The organism is Achromobacter pulmonis, from assembly GCF_002885955.2.
Taxonomy (GTDB): domain Bacteria; phylum Pseudomonadota; class Gammaproteobacteria; order Burkholderiales; family Burkholderiaceae_B; genus Achromobacter; species Achromobacter pulmonis_A.
In genome coordinates, this window is sequence record NZ_POQS01000007.1 from 327,187 (window position 1) to 341,886 (window position 14,700).

Here is a 14,700-nt window from a genome sequence, read left to right on the forward strand (position 1 = left end):
NGTCCGGCGCTTGATTTCTTATGTCGAATATCTCGCGCGGCACCCATCCTACGAGTTGCATCGCAGGATGGGTGCAGCGCGAGAATCTTTGGACAAGAACGCCAACATCGAGCGCGCGAAACCCATCACGCTATTTACTGCTCTGCAGAATCGCCATCGCCTGGCGTTCCATGAATTCGCCCAGCGTGTCGATGCCGCGCAGCTTGAGGATGGTGTTGCGCACGGCGGCCTCGACCAGCACCGCCAGATTGCGGCCCGCGGCGACCTGCAGCATCACCTTGCGCACCGGCAGGCCCAGCATGTCCTGGGTGATGTCCTGCAGCGGCAGGCGTTCGAACTTGTCCTGCGCGGTGGCGCGCACCAGGTGCACGATGAGCTTGAGGCGCATCTTGCGGCGCACGGAGGTCTCGCCGAAGATGGTGCGGATGTCCAGCAGGCCCAGGCCGCGTACTTCCAGCAGGTTCTGCAGCAGCTGCGGGCAGTGGCCTTCGATCATGTTGGGCGCGGTGCGCGAGAACTCCACCGCGTCGTCGGCCACCAGGCCGTGGCCGCGCGAGATCAGTTCCAGCGCCAGTTCGCTCTTGCCCAGGCCGGATTCGCCGGTGATCAGCACGCCCAGGCCGAGCACGTCCAGGAACACGCCGTGGACCGTGGTGGTGGGCGCCAGCTTCTTGCCGAGGTAGATGCGCAGCAGGTCGATGAGCTGCGCGGCCGCGACCGGTGTGGACAGCAGCGGCACCTGGTGCTGGTCGCACTGGTCGATCAGGTCCTGCGGCGGGCTCAGGCCGTCGGCCAGCAGAATGGCCGGAACGCCGCCGATCAGCAGCTCGTCCATGTGGTGCATGCGCCGGCGCAGGTCGAAGCGGGTGTAGTACGCCAGTTCTTCCTGGCCGAAGACCTGGATGCGCGACGGGTGGATCAGGTTCAGGTGGCCGACCAGGTCGGCGGCCGACATGCCGTCGTCGGGAATCGCGCGGTCCGCCGCGCCCTGGCCCGAAATCCAGTTAAAGGGGATTTTGTCGGCGTTGTCGTCGACGAGTTCCTGCACCGTGAGCATGGCAGCGTGTCCGCGAGTGGATCAGAGTTGCCCGGTCGTCAGCATCTTGTGGACGACGGCCGGATCGGCTTCGGTGGCCAGGGCCTCGCGCAATGCCTTGTTGGACATGAGCTGGGCCAGTTCGGCCAGGATGTCCAGGTGCTGCTGCGTGGCCGCTTCGGGCACCAGCAGGCAGAGCAGCATCGAGACCGGCTGGCCGTCGGGCGCATCGAAGGCGATGGGCTGGGCCAGCCTGATGAAGGCCGCCAGCGCCTGCTCCAGGCCCTTCACGCGGCCGTGCGGCACCGCCACGCCCTGGCCCAGCGCGGTGGACCCCAGGCGTTCGCGGGCGAACAGGCTGTCGAAGACGAGCGCGCGCGCCAGGCCGTGGTTGTTTTCGAAGAGTAGGCCGGCTTGTTCGAACGCACGTTTCTTGCTCGTGGCGAGCATATCGAGCACGACGTTGCCGGCGGGAAGGATGCGCGACAAATGATTCATCGGATCATTATATGGTTATATGACGCAGTGCAATAATCGGCCTCTGGACGCGTCCCCTGCGAAGGCGCGCCGTGGGACGGCAAGAGCGACAGCATAGACCGTAAGCGCCGGATTGTGGGCGTTCTTGCGCCGTGCGCCACGGCGTGGACGGGGAATTCGGGGGGCGGGCGGGAAAACGGGTGCGCCGGGCGGGCCGGTACCGGGGAAAACGCTGGGGGGAGGGGGGGAAGCCGGGAGGGGGAAGTTTGCCGATGCCCCGGCTGGACGCGTGGTCTAGCGGGACACCGGGACTCAGGCAGGATTCGAGAATCGCTGTTTCGTTAGCCGCACATGGCGAGCTGTCGTGAGGCGCGTTACTACTGGGTTGGCGAGAGGTTCGCCGCTTGCCGCTTCACTGACTCGGCCGTGTGGCTTCGTACCTTGTCCTTGTGCTTGATGACCTGACGGTCGACCTTGTCTGCCAGAAGATCTATGGCCGCATAGAGATTTTCATCGGTAGCTTCACAATGAATGTCCTTACCGCTCAGACGCATGGTGATTTCGGCTCTATGCCGCAGGGGCTCTACCGAGAGCATGACCTGGGTATCGATGACGTGATCGAAATGCCGCAGCACTCGCGCCAGTTTGTTCATGACATATTCCCGGATGGCCGGGGTGACGTCGAGGTGACGACCGCAGATGCTCAGGTTCATAGTGTGCTCTCCTTCTAAAAGAGGGAAAAAAATTGCGCAGAAATGCGCGGCTTGTGCGTTAGGCGTTCTCCTTGAATTCAGCGGTTTCGGTTAGTACTAGTGTATAGACTCGGGCCGATAAAACAAGCTGAGCTAGCGCAATAACATGTCATTTTTATGGCTGAGTCTCTAGGATGTACCGGCGGCCCGCCTAGGGTCTTCCCGGACCCGCCGGTTACATGCGGAAGTGTTCGCCCAGATAGACGCGGCGCACCGCGGGATCGCCCACGATTTCCTCGGGATGGCCGTCGGTCAGCACCTTGCCCTCGCTGATGATGTAGGCGCGGTCGCAGATGCCCAGCGTCTCGCGCACGTTGTGGTCGGTGATCAGCACGCCGATGCCGCGCCCCTTCAGGAAGCGCACGATGCGCTGGATCTCGATCACGGCGATGGGGTCGACGCCGGCGAAGGGCTCGTCCAGCAGGATGAAGCGCGGGCTGGTGGCCAGCGCGCGCGCGATCTCGACGCGGCGGCGTTCGCCGCCCGACAGCGAAATGGCCGCATTGCTGCGGATATGGCCGATCTGCAGTTCTTCGAGCAGGGATTCCATCTGCTCGTTGATCTTGGCCGTGGACAGCGCGCGCCCATCCGGCCCCGTTTGAAGCTCGAGCACCGCGCGGATGTTCTGCTCCACCGTCAGGCGGCGGAACACCGAAGCATCCTGCGGCAGGTACGACAGCCCCATGCGCGCGCGCTTGTGGATGGGCATGGCCGTGATGGCGGCGCCGTCGATCTCGATGCGGCCGGCGTCGGCGGGCACCAGGCCCACGATCATGTAGAAGCTGGTGGTCTTGCCGGCGCCGTTGGGGCCGAGCAGGCCGACGACTTCGCCGCTGACGACGGACAGGGAGACGTCCTGCACCACCGTGCGGCCGTTATAGGTTTTGCGCAAGCCGGTTGCGCGCAGGCTGCCCTGCTTGACGCCCGTCGGGGCGGAGGTCACGGGAGTCTGCACTGTGGGTTGGTTCATCGTGGCTGCGTATGGTGTGGCTGGGAGGCGCTTCAACGCCCTTTCTTGGCGGCCTGCTGCTTGCGGCATTCCGCGATGGCGGCGTCGGACTTGGCGCGCGGCTCGGCGACCGAACGCACCCGCCCGCCGGGGGCCGACGAGTTGGGGCCGCCCTGGGCTTCGTAGGTGCCGGTCTTTTCGTTGTAGCGCACCCGTTCGCCGCGGATGGTGTCGAAGGGTTTGCCACAGACGTAGCGGATCACGACCGCCTGGCCGATCAGGTCGAACGTGCTCTTGGAGCCGTCGTACTCGGCGCGCAGGCCCTTGCCTTCGATGAGCTCGAAGGTCTCGGGGCGCTCCTGGCGGATGGTCACGACCTTGCCCTTGTTGGCGGTGGCCGTGCCGAACTGGTTGCCCTTCGCGTCCTCGTTGACCTCCAGCACGTCCGAGGTCAGCGTCATGAGCCCGCGCGTCAGGCTGACGTTGCCCGTGAAGACGCTTTTCTTCTTCACGTCGTCGTAGTGCAGGGTCTCCGACAGGATCAGCGTGCTGGGCTCTTCGGCCGCAGGCGCCGATTTGGAACCCTGTTCCGCGGCGTGGACCGGCGCCAGCGCCGCGGCCGCCAGCAGGGCGGCGCCGATCAGGCGGGTCGTCGGGGCAAGGAGAATCCGGAGGTCGGTCATGGTTTTTTCTGGTCAGTGTTGTTGGCGGGAACGCCGTTCCGGGGCTGCTGCTTGCCTTCGGAACCGGCGATTTCCACATCGGTCGATGCCGAAACCTGCAGCTGGCGCGTTTTGTTGTTGTAGCGCATGCCCTTGCCGTTCATGCGCGAACGGCCCTTGAGGACCTCCGCCGGCAGGTCGGTATAGACCACGTCCTCGTCGGGCAGGATGATCAGTTGCTGGCTGCGCACGTCCAGCATGTCGTTGTTGGCGTCGGGCTGGCGGTGCACGTGCGCGTCGCCGTTCATGACGATGCGCTTGCCGCCTTGCTCCATCACGGCCGTCTTGGAGACGGCCACCGTGATGGGGTTGGTCTCGCGCTGGCCCACCGCGCGCGGCGCGGTGATGTGATAGGAGTCGTCGTCGGGGAAGTGTTCCGCGTACTGGCCTTCGAGCCGGTTGATGGGCCGGCCGCTGGGATCGGTGCGCAGCATGACGAAATCGCGCGACCAGGCGTCCATCTCGTGGGTGACGCGGCGCGGCGGGTCCACCGGGATGGCCCGCTGCGCGTAATCGGCCGCCCACCAGGAGCTGGTGACCAGCACCACCAGCAGGAACAGGGCGATCAGAGAGGGAAAACGTTCTTTCATCGGGTTCGCCGCAAGGGCGTGTCGGTTGTCGCGGCGGTCATTGGATGGCGCCCGGACCCAGCAGGCCCGGCGCCGCCAGGAATGCGCCCAGGCGTCCCTGGGACGCCAGCAGCAGGTCGCAGCATTCGCGCACCGCGCCGTTGCCGCCGGCCTGCGTGGACACCCAGTGGGCGGCCTGGCTGACGTAGCCCGGGGCGTTCGGCACGCTGGCGGCGAAGCCCGCGCGCTGCATGGCCGGCAGGTCGATGATGTCATCGCCCATATAGCCGGTCTGGTTCAGTTGGACACCGCAGCGTTGCGCAAGTTCAGCCAGCGCGCCGCCCTTGTCGCGCACGCCCTGGACCACCTCGGCGATGCCCAGTTCGGCGGCGCGGCGCGCCACGATCGGGCCCGAGCGGCCGGTCATCAGCGCCACCGTCAGCCCGCCTTCCATCAGCAGGCGCAGCCCGTGGCCGTCCAGCGCGTTGAAGCGCTTCTGCAGTTCGCCGCTTTCGCCGTAATAGAGGCTGCCGTCCGTCAGCACGCCGTCCACGTCGAACACCATCAGGCGCACGGTGGCGGCGCGTTCGCGCACGGCGGCGGGGATGCGGGCGAGGACCAGCGCGTCGGCCGGGTGAGTCACGGAAGCAGGAAGAGTCATAGTCATACCACTTTAGCGGCCATCAGATCATGCATGTGCAGGGCGCCGAGCAGGGCGCCGTCGGCATCCAGCACCAGCATGTGGTTGAGCCGTTGTTCGTCCATTTGCTGCGCGGCCTCGACGGCCAGCGCGTCGGGATTGATGCTGCGCGGCGAGCGCGTCATGCCGGATTCCACGGTCAGGCTGCGGATGTCGCCGTGCCGCGCGATCAGGCGGCGCAGGTCGCCGTCGGTGAAGATACCCAGGGGGCGGTGCTGCGCGTCGGTCACGACCGTCATGCCCATGCCTTTGGCGGACATGACCTCGAGCGCCTGCGATACCGGCGTGCCGGCCAGCACGATGGGCAGGGCGTTGCCCTGGCGCATCACGTCGCGCACGTGCGTCAGCAGGCGGCGGCCCAGCGCGCCGCCGGGGTGCGAGCGCGCGAAATCCTGCGGGCCGAAGCCGCGCGCCTCCAGGCAGGCCACGGCCAGCGCGTCGCCCAGGGCCAGCGCGGCGGTGGTGCTGGCCGTGGGCGCGAGGTTCAGCGGACACGCCTCCTGGGCCACGCTGGCGTCCAGGTGCACGTCGGCCAGCTCGGCCAGTTCCGAACGCGGATTGCCCGTGATCGCGACCAGGCGCGCGCCCATGCGGCGGGCCACCGGCAGGATGGTCAGCAATTCCTGGCCGCTGCCCGAATACGAAATCGCGATGATCACGTCGTCGCGGGTGATCATGCCGAGATCGCCGTGCACGGCCTCGGCCGCGTGCAGGAAAAAGGCCGGCGTGCCGGTCGAGGCCAGCGTCGCCGCGATCTTGCGGGCGATATGGCCGGTCTTGCCGATGCCGCTCACCACCACGCGGCCGCGACAGGCCAGCAGCATGGCGACCGCCTGGGCAAAGCTGTCGTCCAGCCGGGCCGACAGGTCCAGCAGCCCCTGGCTTTCGATTTGCAGCGTTCTGCGCGCGGATGCCAGCGCGGTCTCGGACGTAGTGGTGGGATGGTCAGTCATGGGCGGATTTTAATATCAGTATGCGGGTTTGCCCCGAGCAGGGGGGTATGGCATCCTGGCGGCTCTTTTCAACGGCTTCCAAACTCTCCTGCAGGTTCGTCCATGTCCAGCCTTCCCAGCCCCGTTCTAGGCACGCCTTTGTCTCCCCTGGCCACCCGCGTCATGCTGCTCGGGGCGGGCGAGCTGGGCAAAGAGGTCATCATCGCCCTGCAGCGGCTGGGCGTGGAGGTCATCGCGGTGGATCGGTATGCCGACGCCCCGGGCCATCAGGTGGCGCACCGGGCGCATGTGGTCTCGATGACCGACCCGCAGGCCTTGCGCAAAGTCATCGAACAGGAGCGGCCGCACGTTATTGTCCCCGAAATCGAGGCCATTGCCACCAATTTGCTGGTCGACCTGGAAGCGGCCGGCGTGGCCCGGGTGACGCCGACCGCCCGCGCCGCCCAGCTCACCATGAACCGCGAGGGCATCCGCCGCCTGGCGGCCGAAACCCTGGGCCTGCCGACCTCGCCCTACCGCTTCGTCGACACCGAGGCCGAGCTTCGCCAGGCCATCGACGGCGGCATCGGCTATCCCTGCGTCATCAAGCCGGTCATGTCGTCCTCGGGCAAGGGCCAGTCCCTGATCAAGAGCGCCGACGACATCGCCGACGCCTGGCGCTACGCCCAGGAGGGCGGCCGGGTAGGGGGCGGGCGCGCCATCGTCGAGGGCTTCATCCGCTTCGACTACGAAATCACCCTGCTCACCGTGCGCGCCCGCGGCGCCGACGGCCAGATCGAGACCCGCTACTGCGAGCCCATCGGCCACAAGCAGGTCGACGGCGACTACGTGGAAAGCTGGCAGCCGCACCCGATGTCGCCCGCGGCGCTGGAGCGCGCGCGCGAGATCGCGCTGGCCGTCACGTCCAACCTGGGCGGTTTGGGCATCTTCGGGGTGGAACTGTTCGTCGCCGGCGACCAGATCTGGTTCTCGGAAGTCAGCCCGCGCCCGCATGACACCGGCCTGGTCACCCTGATCACCCAGGTCCAGAGCGAGTTCGAACTGCACGCCCGCGCGCTGCTGGGGCTGCCGGTGGACACCAGCCTGCGCCAGCCGGGCGCCAGCAGCGTCATCTACGGCGGCGTCGACGCCGCGGCCGTGTCGTTCCACGGCGTGGCCGAGGCGCTGGCCGAGCCCGGCACCGATATCCGCCTCTTCGGCAAGCCCGAATCCTTCGTCAAGCGCCGCATGGGCGTGGGCCTGGCCGTGGCCGACGACGTCGCGGCCGCGCGCGCCAAGGCCAAGCGGGTGGCCGCCGCCGTGTCGGTCCAGGCCGGCTAGCCGCTTTTTCCCCGGTTTTCACCAGCAGCCCCCGCCCAGGCGGGGGCTGCTTGCGTTCGTCCGCCGTCGATGGCCGGGCCGCTTGCGCGCATCCCCATGCCGCCGGTGTGGTTTGCGCTTTCTCAGGGTTTGTTCGATAATTTCAGAAATTTCTGAAAGTGACGTAACTGGATTTGTCTGGTTCACCGCTTCCGTACCGCTGGCGCAGGATCGATCATGGCTCTCACCCCGCAAAACGAACGCTTCATCCTGCATTTCGGGGAAATGGGCAGCCGCTGGGGCGTGAACCGCACGGTCGGCCAGATCTACGCCCTGCTGTTCCTCTCCCCCAAGCCCCTGAACGCCGACGACATCGCCGACGCGCTGGGCTTTTCGCGCTCCAACGTCAGCCTCGGCCTGAAAGAGCTGCAGTCCTGGCGCCTGGTCAAGCTCATCCACCAGGTGGGCGATCGCCGCGACTACTTCGAAACCCCCAAGGATGTCTGGGAGATCTTCCGCACCCTGATGGAAGAAAAGCGCAAGCGCGAGATCGATCCCACGCTCTCGCTGCTGCGGGACACCCTGCTGGAGCCGCCATCCGGGCCGGATGAGGCTTACGCGCAACAGCGCATGACCGAGATGCTGGAGCTCATCGAGCTCTCCACCGGATGGTTCGACGAGGTCCAGCGCCTGCCTCCCGAAACCCTGCAGAACCTGATGAAACTGGGTTCCAAGGTGCAGAAGGTGCTGGGCTTCGCCGGCAAATTGCGCGGCAAGGAATGAAAGTGATCTGTCCTGAATTTATGGATAACCCCTATGAAGTTGTATCCAACGCCCTTACCATTGGGCGCAGACGGCCTGGGAACCATGCCGGTTGCCGTGGCATCTCTTTGGGAGCGCCCCGATGATTGATCTCGACGTCGTGAACCTGTCGCGATTCCAGTTTGCCGCGACCGTCCTCTACCACTTCCTGTTCGTTCCCCTCACGCTCGGCCTGTCTTTCATCCTGGCCATCATGGAAAGCGTGTACGTCATGACCGGCCGCCCCATCTGGCGAAAGATGACCATGTTCTGGGGCACGCTGTTCGGCATCAACTTCGCGCTGGGCGTGGCCACGGGCGTCGTGATGGAATTCCAGTTCGGCATGAACTGGTCCTACTACAGCCACTACGTGGGCGACATCTTCGGCGCGCCGCTGGCCCTCGAGGGGCTGATGGCCTTCTTCCTCGAAGCCACCTTCGTCGGCCTGTTCTTCTTCGGCTGGAACCGCATGTCCAAGGTCAGCCACCTGGTGGTGACCTGGCTGGTGGCGTTCGGCACCAACTTCTCGGCGCTGTGGATCCTGATCGCCAACGGCTGGATGCAGAACCCGGTGGGCGCGGTCTTCAATCCCGACACCATGCGCATGGAGATGACCGACTTCGCCGCGGTGATCCTCAACCCGGTGGCCCAGGCCAAGTTCGTGCACACGGTCAGCGCGGGCTACGTCGCCGGCGCCATGTTCGTCATGTCGATCAGCGCGTGGTACCTGCTGAAGGGTCGCCACATCGACCTGGCCAAGCGCTCGATGGCGGTCGCGGCCAGCTTCGGCCTGGCCTCGGCGCTGTCGGTCGTGGTGCTGGGCGACGAAAGCGGCTACCTCACCACCGAACACCAGAAGATGAAGATCGCGGCCATCGAGTCCATGTGGCACACCGAGCCGGCGCCCGCGTCCTTCAACCTGGTGGCCTGGCCCAACCAGGAAGAGCGCAAGAACGACTTCGCCATCGAGATCCCGTACGTCATGGGCATCATCGGCACGCGCTCGCTGACCACGCCGCTGCTGGGCATCGACGACCTGATCCTGCGCGCCGAGAACCGCATCCGCGACGGCATCGTGGCGTACGACGCGCTGCAGAAGATCCGCGCCAATCCCAAGGACGTGGACGCGCGCATGGTGTTCGACCGGACCTGGCCCGATCTGGGCTACGCGCTGCTGGTCAAGCGCTACCAGCCCGACATGAGCAAGGTCACCGAGGCCGACATCAAGCAGGCCGCGGTGGACACGGTGCCCACGGTGGCGCCGCTGTTCTGGACCTTCCGCATCATGGTGGCGGTGGGCATGTACCTGATCGTGTTCTTCGCCGTGGCCTTCTGGCTGGCCTCGCGCGGCCGCCTGGACAGCCGCCGCGGCCTGCTCAAGGTGGCGCTGTGGAGCCTGCCGCTGCCCTGGATCGCCATCGAAAGCGGCTGGTTCGTGGCCGAGTACGGACGCCAGCCCTGGGTGATCGAAGGCGTGCTGCCGACCTACTACGCGGCCTCGGGCCTGACCGTCATGGACCTGGTCATCTCCCTGGCGATCTACCTGGTGCTGTACACGGTGCTGGCCATCATCGGCGTCAAGGTGATGCTGCACGCCATCAAGGCCGGACCGAAGTCCGATCAGCCGGCGCCCGACAGCGCCGCCGATCCCGTCCACGCCGCCGTGCGCGCCTGAGGAAAGCATCATGGAAAATCTGATTCCCTTCGACTACGGCACCCTGCGCGTGGTGTGGTGGGTGCTGATGGGCGCGCTGCTCATCGGCTTCGCCGTGATGGACGGCTTCGACCTCGGCGTGGCCGCGCTGCTGCCGGTGGTCGCCAAGACCGACGTGGAGCGCCGGGTGGTGATCAACGTGGTCGGCCCCGTCTGGGAAGGCAACCAGGTGTGGCTCATCACCGCGGGCGGCGCCATCTTCGCCGCGTGGCCGCTGCTGTACGCGGCCTCGTTCTCCGGGTTCTACCTGGCGATGATGCTGGTGCTGATCGCGCTGATCCTGCGGCCCGTGGGCTTCAAGTACCGCAGCAAGATGGAAGACACCCGCTGGCGCAGCCGCTGGGACGCCGTGCTGTGCTTTTCGGGCGTGCTGGCCTCGCTGGTGTTCGGCGTGGCCATGGGCAACATCATCCTGGGCGTGCCGTTCACGTTCGACCCCGTCACGCTGCGTCCCATCTACGAAGGCCACTTCTACCAGCTGTTCATGCCGTTCGCCTTGCTGGCCGGCGTGCTGAGCGTGGTGATGCTGGCCATGCACGGCGCCGTGCTGCTGGCCTGGCGCACCGAGGGCGCGGTGGCCGAGCGCGCCCGCAACTGGGGCCGGCTGTGCGCGTTGCTGACCGCCGCGCTTTTCATCGTCGGCGGCTTCTGGGTGGCCGGTGGCATCGGCGGCCACGTGATCACCAGCGCCATCGACGTGGCGGCCCCTTCCAATCCCATGCAGAAGACCGTGTCGGTGCAGGACGGGGCATGGATGGCCAATTACGCCAAGTGGCCGCTGATGTGGATCGCGCCCGCGCTGGGCGTGGCCGGGGCGGTGCTGGCGGCGCTGCTGCTGAGCGTGCGCGCCAACATGCTGGCGTTCCTGGCCTCGGCTACGTCCATCACCGGCGTGATCCTGACGGCGGGCTTTTCGCTGTTCCCGTTCATCATGCCCTCGTCGACCAGACCGCAGGCCGGGCTTACGGTCTGGGACGGCTCGTCCAGCCACTTGACGCTGTGGATCATGGTCATCGCGGTCGCCGTCTTCCTGCCGATCGTCACCGTCTACACCGCCTGGGTCTACCGCGTCATGCGCGGCAAGGTCACCGAGGAATCGGTCGGCGGCACGCCCAACTCATACTGACTTAGGAGCCTCCACCATGTGGTATTTCTCGTGGATACTCGGCCTGGGCCTGGCGTGCGCGTTCGCCATCCTCAACGCGATGTGGTTCGAACTGCGCGAAGGCCATGCGCATGACCCGCGCGCCGGCCGCGACGACGAGTGAGGGGCGACACCAGCGCCCTCGAGCACGATCCCTCCGCAACGCTGGGCAAACCGCCGCGTGAACAGTCGCGGTGGCTGGCGGCGCTTGCCAGGGCCGCCCGGCTGCCGCTGATACTGGCGGGCGCCGCGCCGCTCGTCGGCGGCATCCTGATGGTGGCGCAGGCCTGGCTGCTGGCCAGCGTGCTGGACGCGGCCATCGTCGGGCAGGCGCCCCGGCACGAACTGATCGGCGGCATTCTCGGCATCGCCGCGCTCATGCTGGTCCGCGCGGCCATCGCCTGGGCGGGCGAGCGCGCCGGCGCCGAGGCCGCGGAACGCATCAAGCTGCACGTGCGGCTGTCGCTGTTCCGGCGCCTGCTGCGCCTCGGGCCGCACTGGAGCCGGGGCCGCGCCGCGGGCGAACTGGCCAGCGCGGTGGTGGACCAGGTCGAGGCGCTCGACGGCTATTTCGCCAAGTACCTGCCGGCCATGGCGGCGGCGGCCATGCTGCCGGTGGCGTTCTCCGTGGTGCTGCTGCCGGTGGACGTGATCGCCGGGCTGCTGCTGCTGGTCACCGCGCCGCTGATTCCGCTTTTCATGGCCCTGGTGGGCTGGGGCGCCCAGGGCGCCAGCCGCCGCCACCTGCGCGCGTTCGCGCGGCTGTCGGGTTTTTTCGCCGACCGCCTGCGCGGCCTGTCGACCCTGAAGCTGTATGGCCGGGCCGAGGCCGAAGCCGCCTCGGTGGCCGCGGCCAGCGACGCCCTGCGCCAACGCACCATGTCGGTATTGCGCATCGCCTTCCTGTCGTCGGCGGTGCTGGAGTTCTTCGCCGCGCTGGGCGTGGCGGGCGTGGCCGTCTATATCGGCCTGACCTATCTGGGCTTTCTGGACGTGCGCTGGACGCCGCTGACCCTGCAGGCGGGCCTGTTCTGTCTGCTGATGGCGCCGGAGGTCTATGCGCCGCTGCGCCAGTTCGCGGCGCACTACCACGACCGCGCCACGGCGCTGGCGGCGGTCACGCAGATCGCCGCCTTGTTCGACGGCCTGCCGCAGGACGACGGAACCGGCGATCGCGTCGAAACCGGCGCCCGTGCCGCGCCCGCATCGCGCGGCGCGGGCGCGGCGGTGGCCGTGGCGGGCCTGGGCGTGCAGGCGCCGGGGCGCAGCCGCCCGGTGCTGTCCGGCGCCGCGCTGGCGCTGGCCCCGGGCGAGCATGTGGCGCTGATGGGGCCCAGCGGCATCGGCAAGTCCACGCTGCTGGAGGCGCTTGCGCGCCTGCGCCCGGCCGAAGGGGACATCCGCATCGACGGCCTGCCGCTGGCCGAATGGCGCGAAGCGGACCTGCGCGAACGCGTGGTGCTGATCGGGCAGAAGCCGCAGCTGCTGGCGGGCTCCATCGCCGACAACATCCGCCTGGGCCGGCCCGACGCCAGCGACGCCGAGCTGCGCGAAGCCGCCAGGCGCGCCTGCGTGCTGGAATTCGCCGAGGCGCTGCCGCAAGGGCTGCAGACGCGGCTGGGCGGGCGCGGCCACGGGCTGTCCGGCGGGCAGGCGCAGCGCGTGGCGCTGGCGCGCCTGTTCCTGCGCGATCCGGGCCTGATCCTGCTCGACGAGCCCACGGCGCACCTGGACGAGGATACGCAGGCGCGCGTGCTGGACGAGATTCTGGCCTTTTCGGCCGGCCGCAGCCTGTTGCTGGCGACGCATGCGCCGGCCGTGGCGGCGCGGCTGGGCCGGACCTTGCGCGTGGCCGACGCGAAAGTGGAAGACGCATGAAGAACCTGTTGCTGCTGCTGCCGCTGTATGCCCGCCGAAAAAGCGGGTTTTTGCTCGCATTATTCTGCGCGCTGGCCACGGTGGCGGCGGGCGTGGGCCTGCTGGGCGTGTCGGGATGGTTCCTGACCGGGGCCGCGCTGGCCGGCGCGGGCGCCGCGTTCAATCTGTTCGCGCCGTCGGCGCTGGTGCGCGCGCTGTCGTTCCTGCGCATCGTGGCGCGCTACGCCGACCGCGTCGTCGGCCATGCCGCCACGCTGCGCCTGCTGGCGGACCTGCGCGCCGTGGTGTTCGCGGCGCTCACGCGGCTGACGCCGCGGCAACTGGCGCGCTACCGCGACGGCGACCTGGTGGCGCGCATGACGGGCGACGTGGACGCGCTGGACACGGTATTCCTGTTCGTGCTGGCGCCGCTGGCCACCGCGCTGCTGGGCGGCGCCATCCTGACCGCGGTGCTGGGGCGCTGGGTGCCCGCCGCCGCGCTGGCGTTCGCGCTGGCGCTGTTGACGGCCTGCGTGCTGGTGCCCCTGTGGCTGTTGCGGGCCGCGCGCCGGCCGGGCGCGGCGGCGCAGGAAAGCGCGGCCGGACTGCGCGCGGCCACGCTGGACGCGGTGGACGGCCATGCCGACATGGTGGCGCTGCACGCGCAGGCGCAGACCACGGCGCACTTCGAGCAGCTGTGCCAGGCCAGCGCGGCCGCGCGCGGCGGCCAGGCGCGGGTCGCGGCCCGGGGCCAGTTCTTCCTGCAGTTCGCCGCCGGCGCGGCGGTGCTGGCCTGGCTCTGGTTCGGCCTGGACACGCTGGCCACCGGACGGATCAGCGGTCCGGTGCTGGCCGGCCTGCTGCTGGCGGTCATCGGCATCTTCGAAGTGGCCGGTCCCATCATGCGCGGCGTCTCGCGCATGGGCTCGGCGATGTCGGCGGCGGCGCGCATCCGCGAGGTGACGCAAAGCCAGCCCGACATGCTCGATCCCGATGCGCCGCAGGCCCTGCCCGAGACTGGCGCGCTGGAACTGGACGGCGTGCGCTTCGCCTATCCCGCCGCGCCCGGGGAGCCGGCGCCGGCGGTGCTGGAAGACGTGAGCCTGCGCGTGGCGCCGGGCGAAAGCGTGGCCATCCTGGGGGCGAGCGGCGCCGGCAAATCGACCCTGCTGCATCTGCTGCTGCGCCTGGAAGATCCGCAGGCCGGGCAGGTGCGTTTCGGCGGCGTGGACGCGCGCGCCTGCGCGCAGGCCGACTGGCACCGCCGCGTCGCCTTGCTGTCGCAGGAGGCGCCGGTGTTCCTGGGCACGCTGCGCACCAATCTGCTCATCGGCGATCCGCAGGCCGACGACGCCGCGCTGTGGCGCGCGCTGGACGCGGCGCGCCTGGGCGATTTCGTACGCGGCCTGCCCGAAGGGCTGGACACCTGGGCGGGCGAAACCGGTTCGCGGCTGTCGGCAGGCCAGGCGCGCCGCCTGTGCCTGGCGCGCGCGCTGCTGTCGCCGGCCGCGGTCATCGTGCTGGACGAGCCCACCGCCGGCCTGGACGCCGCCGCCGAAACCGCGTTCTTCCAGGACCTGCGAGCCGCGGTGCGCGGGCGCGCCGTGGTGCTCGCCACCCACGCGGCCTTGCCGCCGGGGGCGGTCGACCGAAGCTACCGATTACGCGCCGGCCGCCTGCATGAACATGGTCGGAACGCCGTCCTGGCTTAAGCGCGGCCGCGAGGT

At 68.4% G+C, this 14,700-nt stretch carries 15 protein-coding genes; 7 read left to right on the forward strand and 8 right to left on the reverse strand.

From position 1 onward, the window contains the following. Positions 1–130: 130 nt before the first annotated feature. From hprK to C1I89_RS25815, 8 genes are all read right to left on the reverse strand, one after another. A complete protein-coding gene (hprK, locus tag C1I89_RS25780) occupies positions 131–1,057 on the reverse strand; it encodes an HPr(Ser) kinase/phosphatase (protein ID WP_102775225.1) in 927 nt (308 codons plus the stop codon). A 21-nt stretch (positions 1,058–1,078) separates the two neighbouring features. After that, entirely contained in the window at positions 1,079–1,534 is a 456-nt protein-coding gene (locus C1I89_RS25785) for a PTS sugar transporter subunit IIA (protein WP_102775226.1), read from the reverse strand. 356 nt (positions 1,535–1,890) lie between these two features. Then, a complete protein-coding gene (gene hpf, locus C1I89_RS25790; protein WP_006391806.1) occupies positions 1,891–2,226 on the reverse strand; it encodes a ribosome hibernation-promoting factor, HPF/YfiA family in 336 nt (111 codons plus the stop codon). 214 nt (positions 2,227–2,440) lie between these two features. After that, on the reverse strand, positions 2,441–3,235 hold the full coding sequence (gene lptB, locus C1I89_RS25795; RefSeq protein ID WP_102775227.1) for an LPS export ABC transporter ATP-binding protein: 795 nt from the start codon (positions 3,233–3,235) through the stop codon (positions 2,441–2,443). Between the two features lie 32 nt (positions 3,236–3,267). Beyond that, a complete protein-coding gene (lptA, locus tag C1I89_RS25800; protein WP_102775228.1) occupies positions 3,268–3,897 on the reverse strand; it encodes a lipopolysaccharide transport periplasmic protein LptA in 630 nt (209 codons plus the stop codon). Further along, a complete protein-coding gene (gene lptC / locus C1I89_RS25805; RefSeq protein ID WP_102775229.1) occupies positions 3,894–4,526 on the reverse strand; it encodes an LPS export ABC transporter periplasmic protein LptC in 633 nt (210 codons plus the stop codon). The genes lptA and lptC overlap by 4 nt, the downstream gene beginning before the upstream one ends. A 37-nt stretch (positions 4,527–4,563) precedes the next feature. Continuing rightward, positions 4,564–5,172 (reverse strand): KdsC family phosphatase, encoded by a 609-nt coding sequence (locus C1I89_RS25810; protein ID WP_181391051.1) that lies wholly within the window; start codon positions 5,170–5,172, stop codon positions 4,564–4,566. Then, positions 5,169–6,158, reverse strand: coding sequence for a KpsF/GutQ family sugar-phosphate isomerase (locus C1I89_RS25815; protein ID WP_102775231.1), 990 nt, complete (start codon positions 6,156–6,158; stop codon positions 5,169–5,171). The genes C1I89_RS25810 and C1I89_RS25815 overlap by 4 nt, the downstream gene beginning before the upstream one ends. A 102-nt stretch (positions 6,159–6,260) precedes the next feature. Here C1I89_RS25815 and purT point away from each other — a divergent pair, with 102 nt between their 5' ends. From purT to cydC, 7 genes are all read left to right on the forward strand, one after another. Next, positions 6,261–7,478, forward strand: a complete 1,218-nt coding sequence (gene purT / locus C1I89_RS25820) for a formate-dependent phosphoribosylglycinamide formyltransferase (RefSeq protein WP_102775232.1) — start codon at positions 6,261–6,263, stop codon at positions 7,476–7,478. Between the two features lie 216 nt (positions 7,479–7,694). Further along, complete coding sequence (locus C1I89_RS25825; RefSeq protein ID WP_102775233.1) at positions 7,695–8,240, forward strand: GbsR/MarR family transcriptional regulator; 546 nt, start codon at positions 7,695–7,697, stop codon at positions 8,238–8,240. A 121-nt stretch (positions 8,241–8,361) separates the two neighbouring features. Beyond that, complete coding sequence (locus C1I89_RS25830; protein ID WP_102775234.1) at positions 8,362–9,933, forward strand: cytochrome ubiquinol oxidase subunit I; 1,572 nt, start codon at positions 8,362–8,364, stop codon at positions 9,931–9,933. A 10-nt stretch (positions 9,934–9,943) separates the two neighbouring features. Continuing rightward, a complete protein-coding gene (gene cydB, locus C1I89_RS25835) occupies positions 9,944–11,098 on the forward strand; it encodes a cytochrome d ubiquinol oxidase subunit II (protein ID WP_102775235.1) in 1,155 nt (384 codons plus the stop codon). Positions 11,099–11,114: 16 nt separating this feature from the next. After that, positions 11,115–11,240 carry a cytochrome bd-I oxidase subunit CydX gene (gene cydX / locus C1I89_RS25840; RefSeq protein WP_102775236.1) on the forward strand — a complete coding sequence of 42 codons (126 nt, stop codon included), beginning with the start codon at positions 11,115–11,117 and terminating at the stop codon, positions 11,238–11,240. Next, the gene (gene cydD / locus C1I89_RS25845; RefSeq protein WP_102775237.1) at positions 11,237–12,994 is read left to right on the forward strand and encodes a thiol reductant ABC exporter subunit CydD; all 1,758 of its coding nucleotides are present in this window, start codon (positions 11,237–11,239) and stop codon (positions 12,992–12,994) included. Before cydX ends, cydD begins: the two co-directional genes overlap by 4 nt. Continuing rightward, positions 12,991–14,685 carry a thiol reductant ABC exporter subunit CydC gene (cydC, locus tag C1I89_RS25850; protein WP_102775238.1) on the forward strand — a complete coding sequence of 565 codons (1,695 nt, stop codon included), beginning with the start codon at positions 12,991–12,993 and terminating at the stop codon, positions 14,683–14,685. The genes cydD and cydC overlap by 4 nt, the downstream gene beginning before the upstream one ends. Positions 14,686–14,700 lie beyond the last annotated feature (15 nt).

Coding starts and splice junctions, on each gene's coding strand:
- lptB (WP_102775227.1), bottom strand. CDS start 3,235: ATGAACCAACCCACAGTGCAGACTCCCGTGACCTCCGCCCCGACGGGC.
- C1I89_RS25815 (WP_102775231.1), bottom strand. CDS start 6,158: ATGACTGACCATCCCACCACTACGTCCGAGACCGCGCTGGCATCCGCG.
- cydX (WP_102775236.1), top strand. CDS start 11,115: ATGTGGTATTTCTCGTGGATACTCGGCCTGGGCCTGGCGTGCGCGTTC.
- C1I89_RS25825 (WP_102775233.1), top strand. CDS start 7,695: ATGGCTCTCACCCCGCAAAACGAACGCTTCATCCTGCATTTCGGGGAA.
- C1I89_RS25785 (WP_102775226.1), bottom strand. CDS start 1,534: ATGAATCATTTGTCGCGCATCCTTCCCGCCGGCAACGTCGTGCTCGAT.
- C1I89_RS25810 (WP_181391051.1), bottom strand. CDS start 5,172: ATGACTATGACTCTTCCTGCTTCCGTGACTCACCCGGCCGACGCGCTG.
- cydC (WP_102775238.1), top strand. CDS start 12,991: ATGAAGAACCTGTTGCTGCTGCTGCCGCTGTATGCCCGCCGAAAAAGC.
- hpf (WP_006391806.1), bottom strand. CDS start 2,226: ATGAACCTGAGCATCTGCGGTCGTCACCTCGACGTCACCCCGGCCATC.
- lptC (WP_102775229.1), bottom strand. CDS start 4,526: ATGAAAGAACGTTTTCCCTCTCTGATCGCCCTGTTCCTGCTGGTGGTG.
- purT (WP_102775232.1), top strand. CDS start 6,261: ATGTCCAGCCTTCCCAGCCCCGTTCTAGGCACGCCTTTGTCTCCCCTG.
- cydB (WP_102775235.1), top strand. CDS start 9,944: ATGGAAAATCTGATTCCCTTCGACTACGGCACCCTGCGCGTGGTGTGG.
- hprK (WP_102775225.1), bottom strand. CDS start 1,057: ATGCTCACGGTGCAGGAACTCGTCGACGACAACGCCGACAAAATCCCC.
- lptA (WP_102775228.1), bottom strand. CDS start 3,897: ATGACCGACCTCCGGATTCTCCTTGCCCCGACGACCCGCCTGATCGGC.
- C1I89_RS25830 (WP_102775234.1), top strand. CDS start 8,362: ATGATTGATCTCGACGTCGTGAACCTGTCGCGATTCCAGTTTGCCGCG.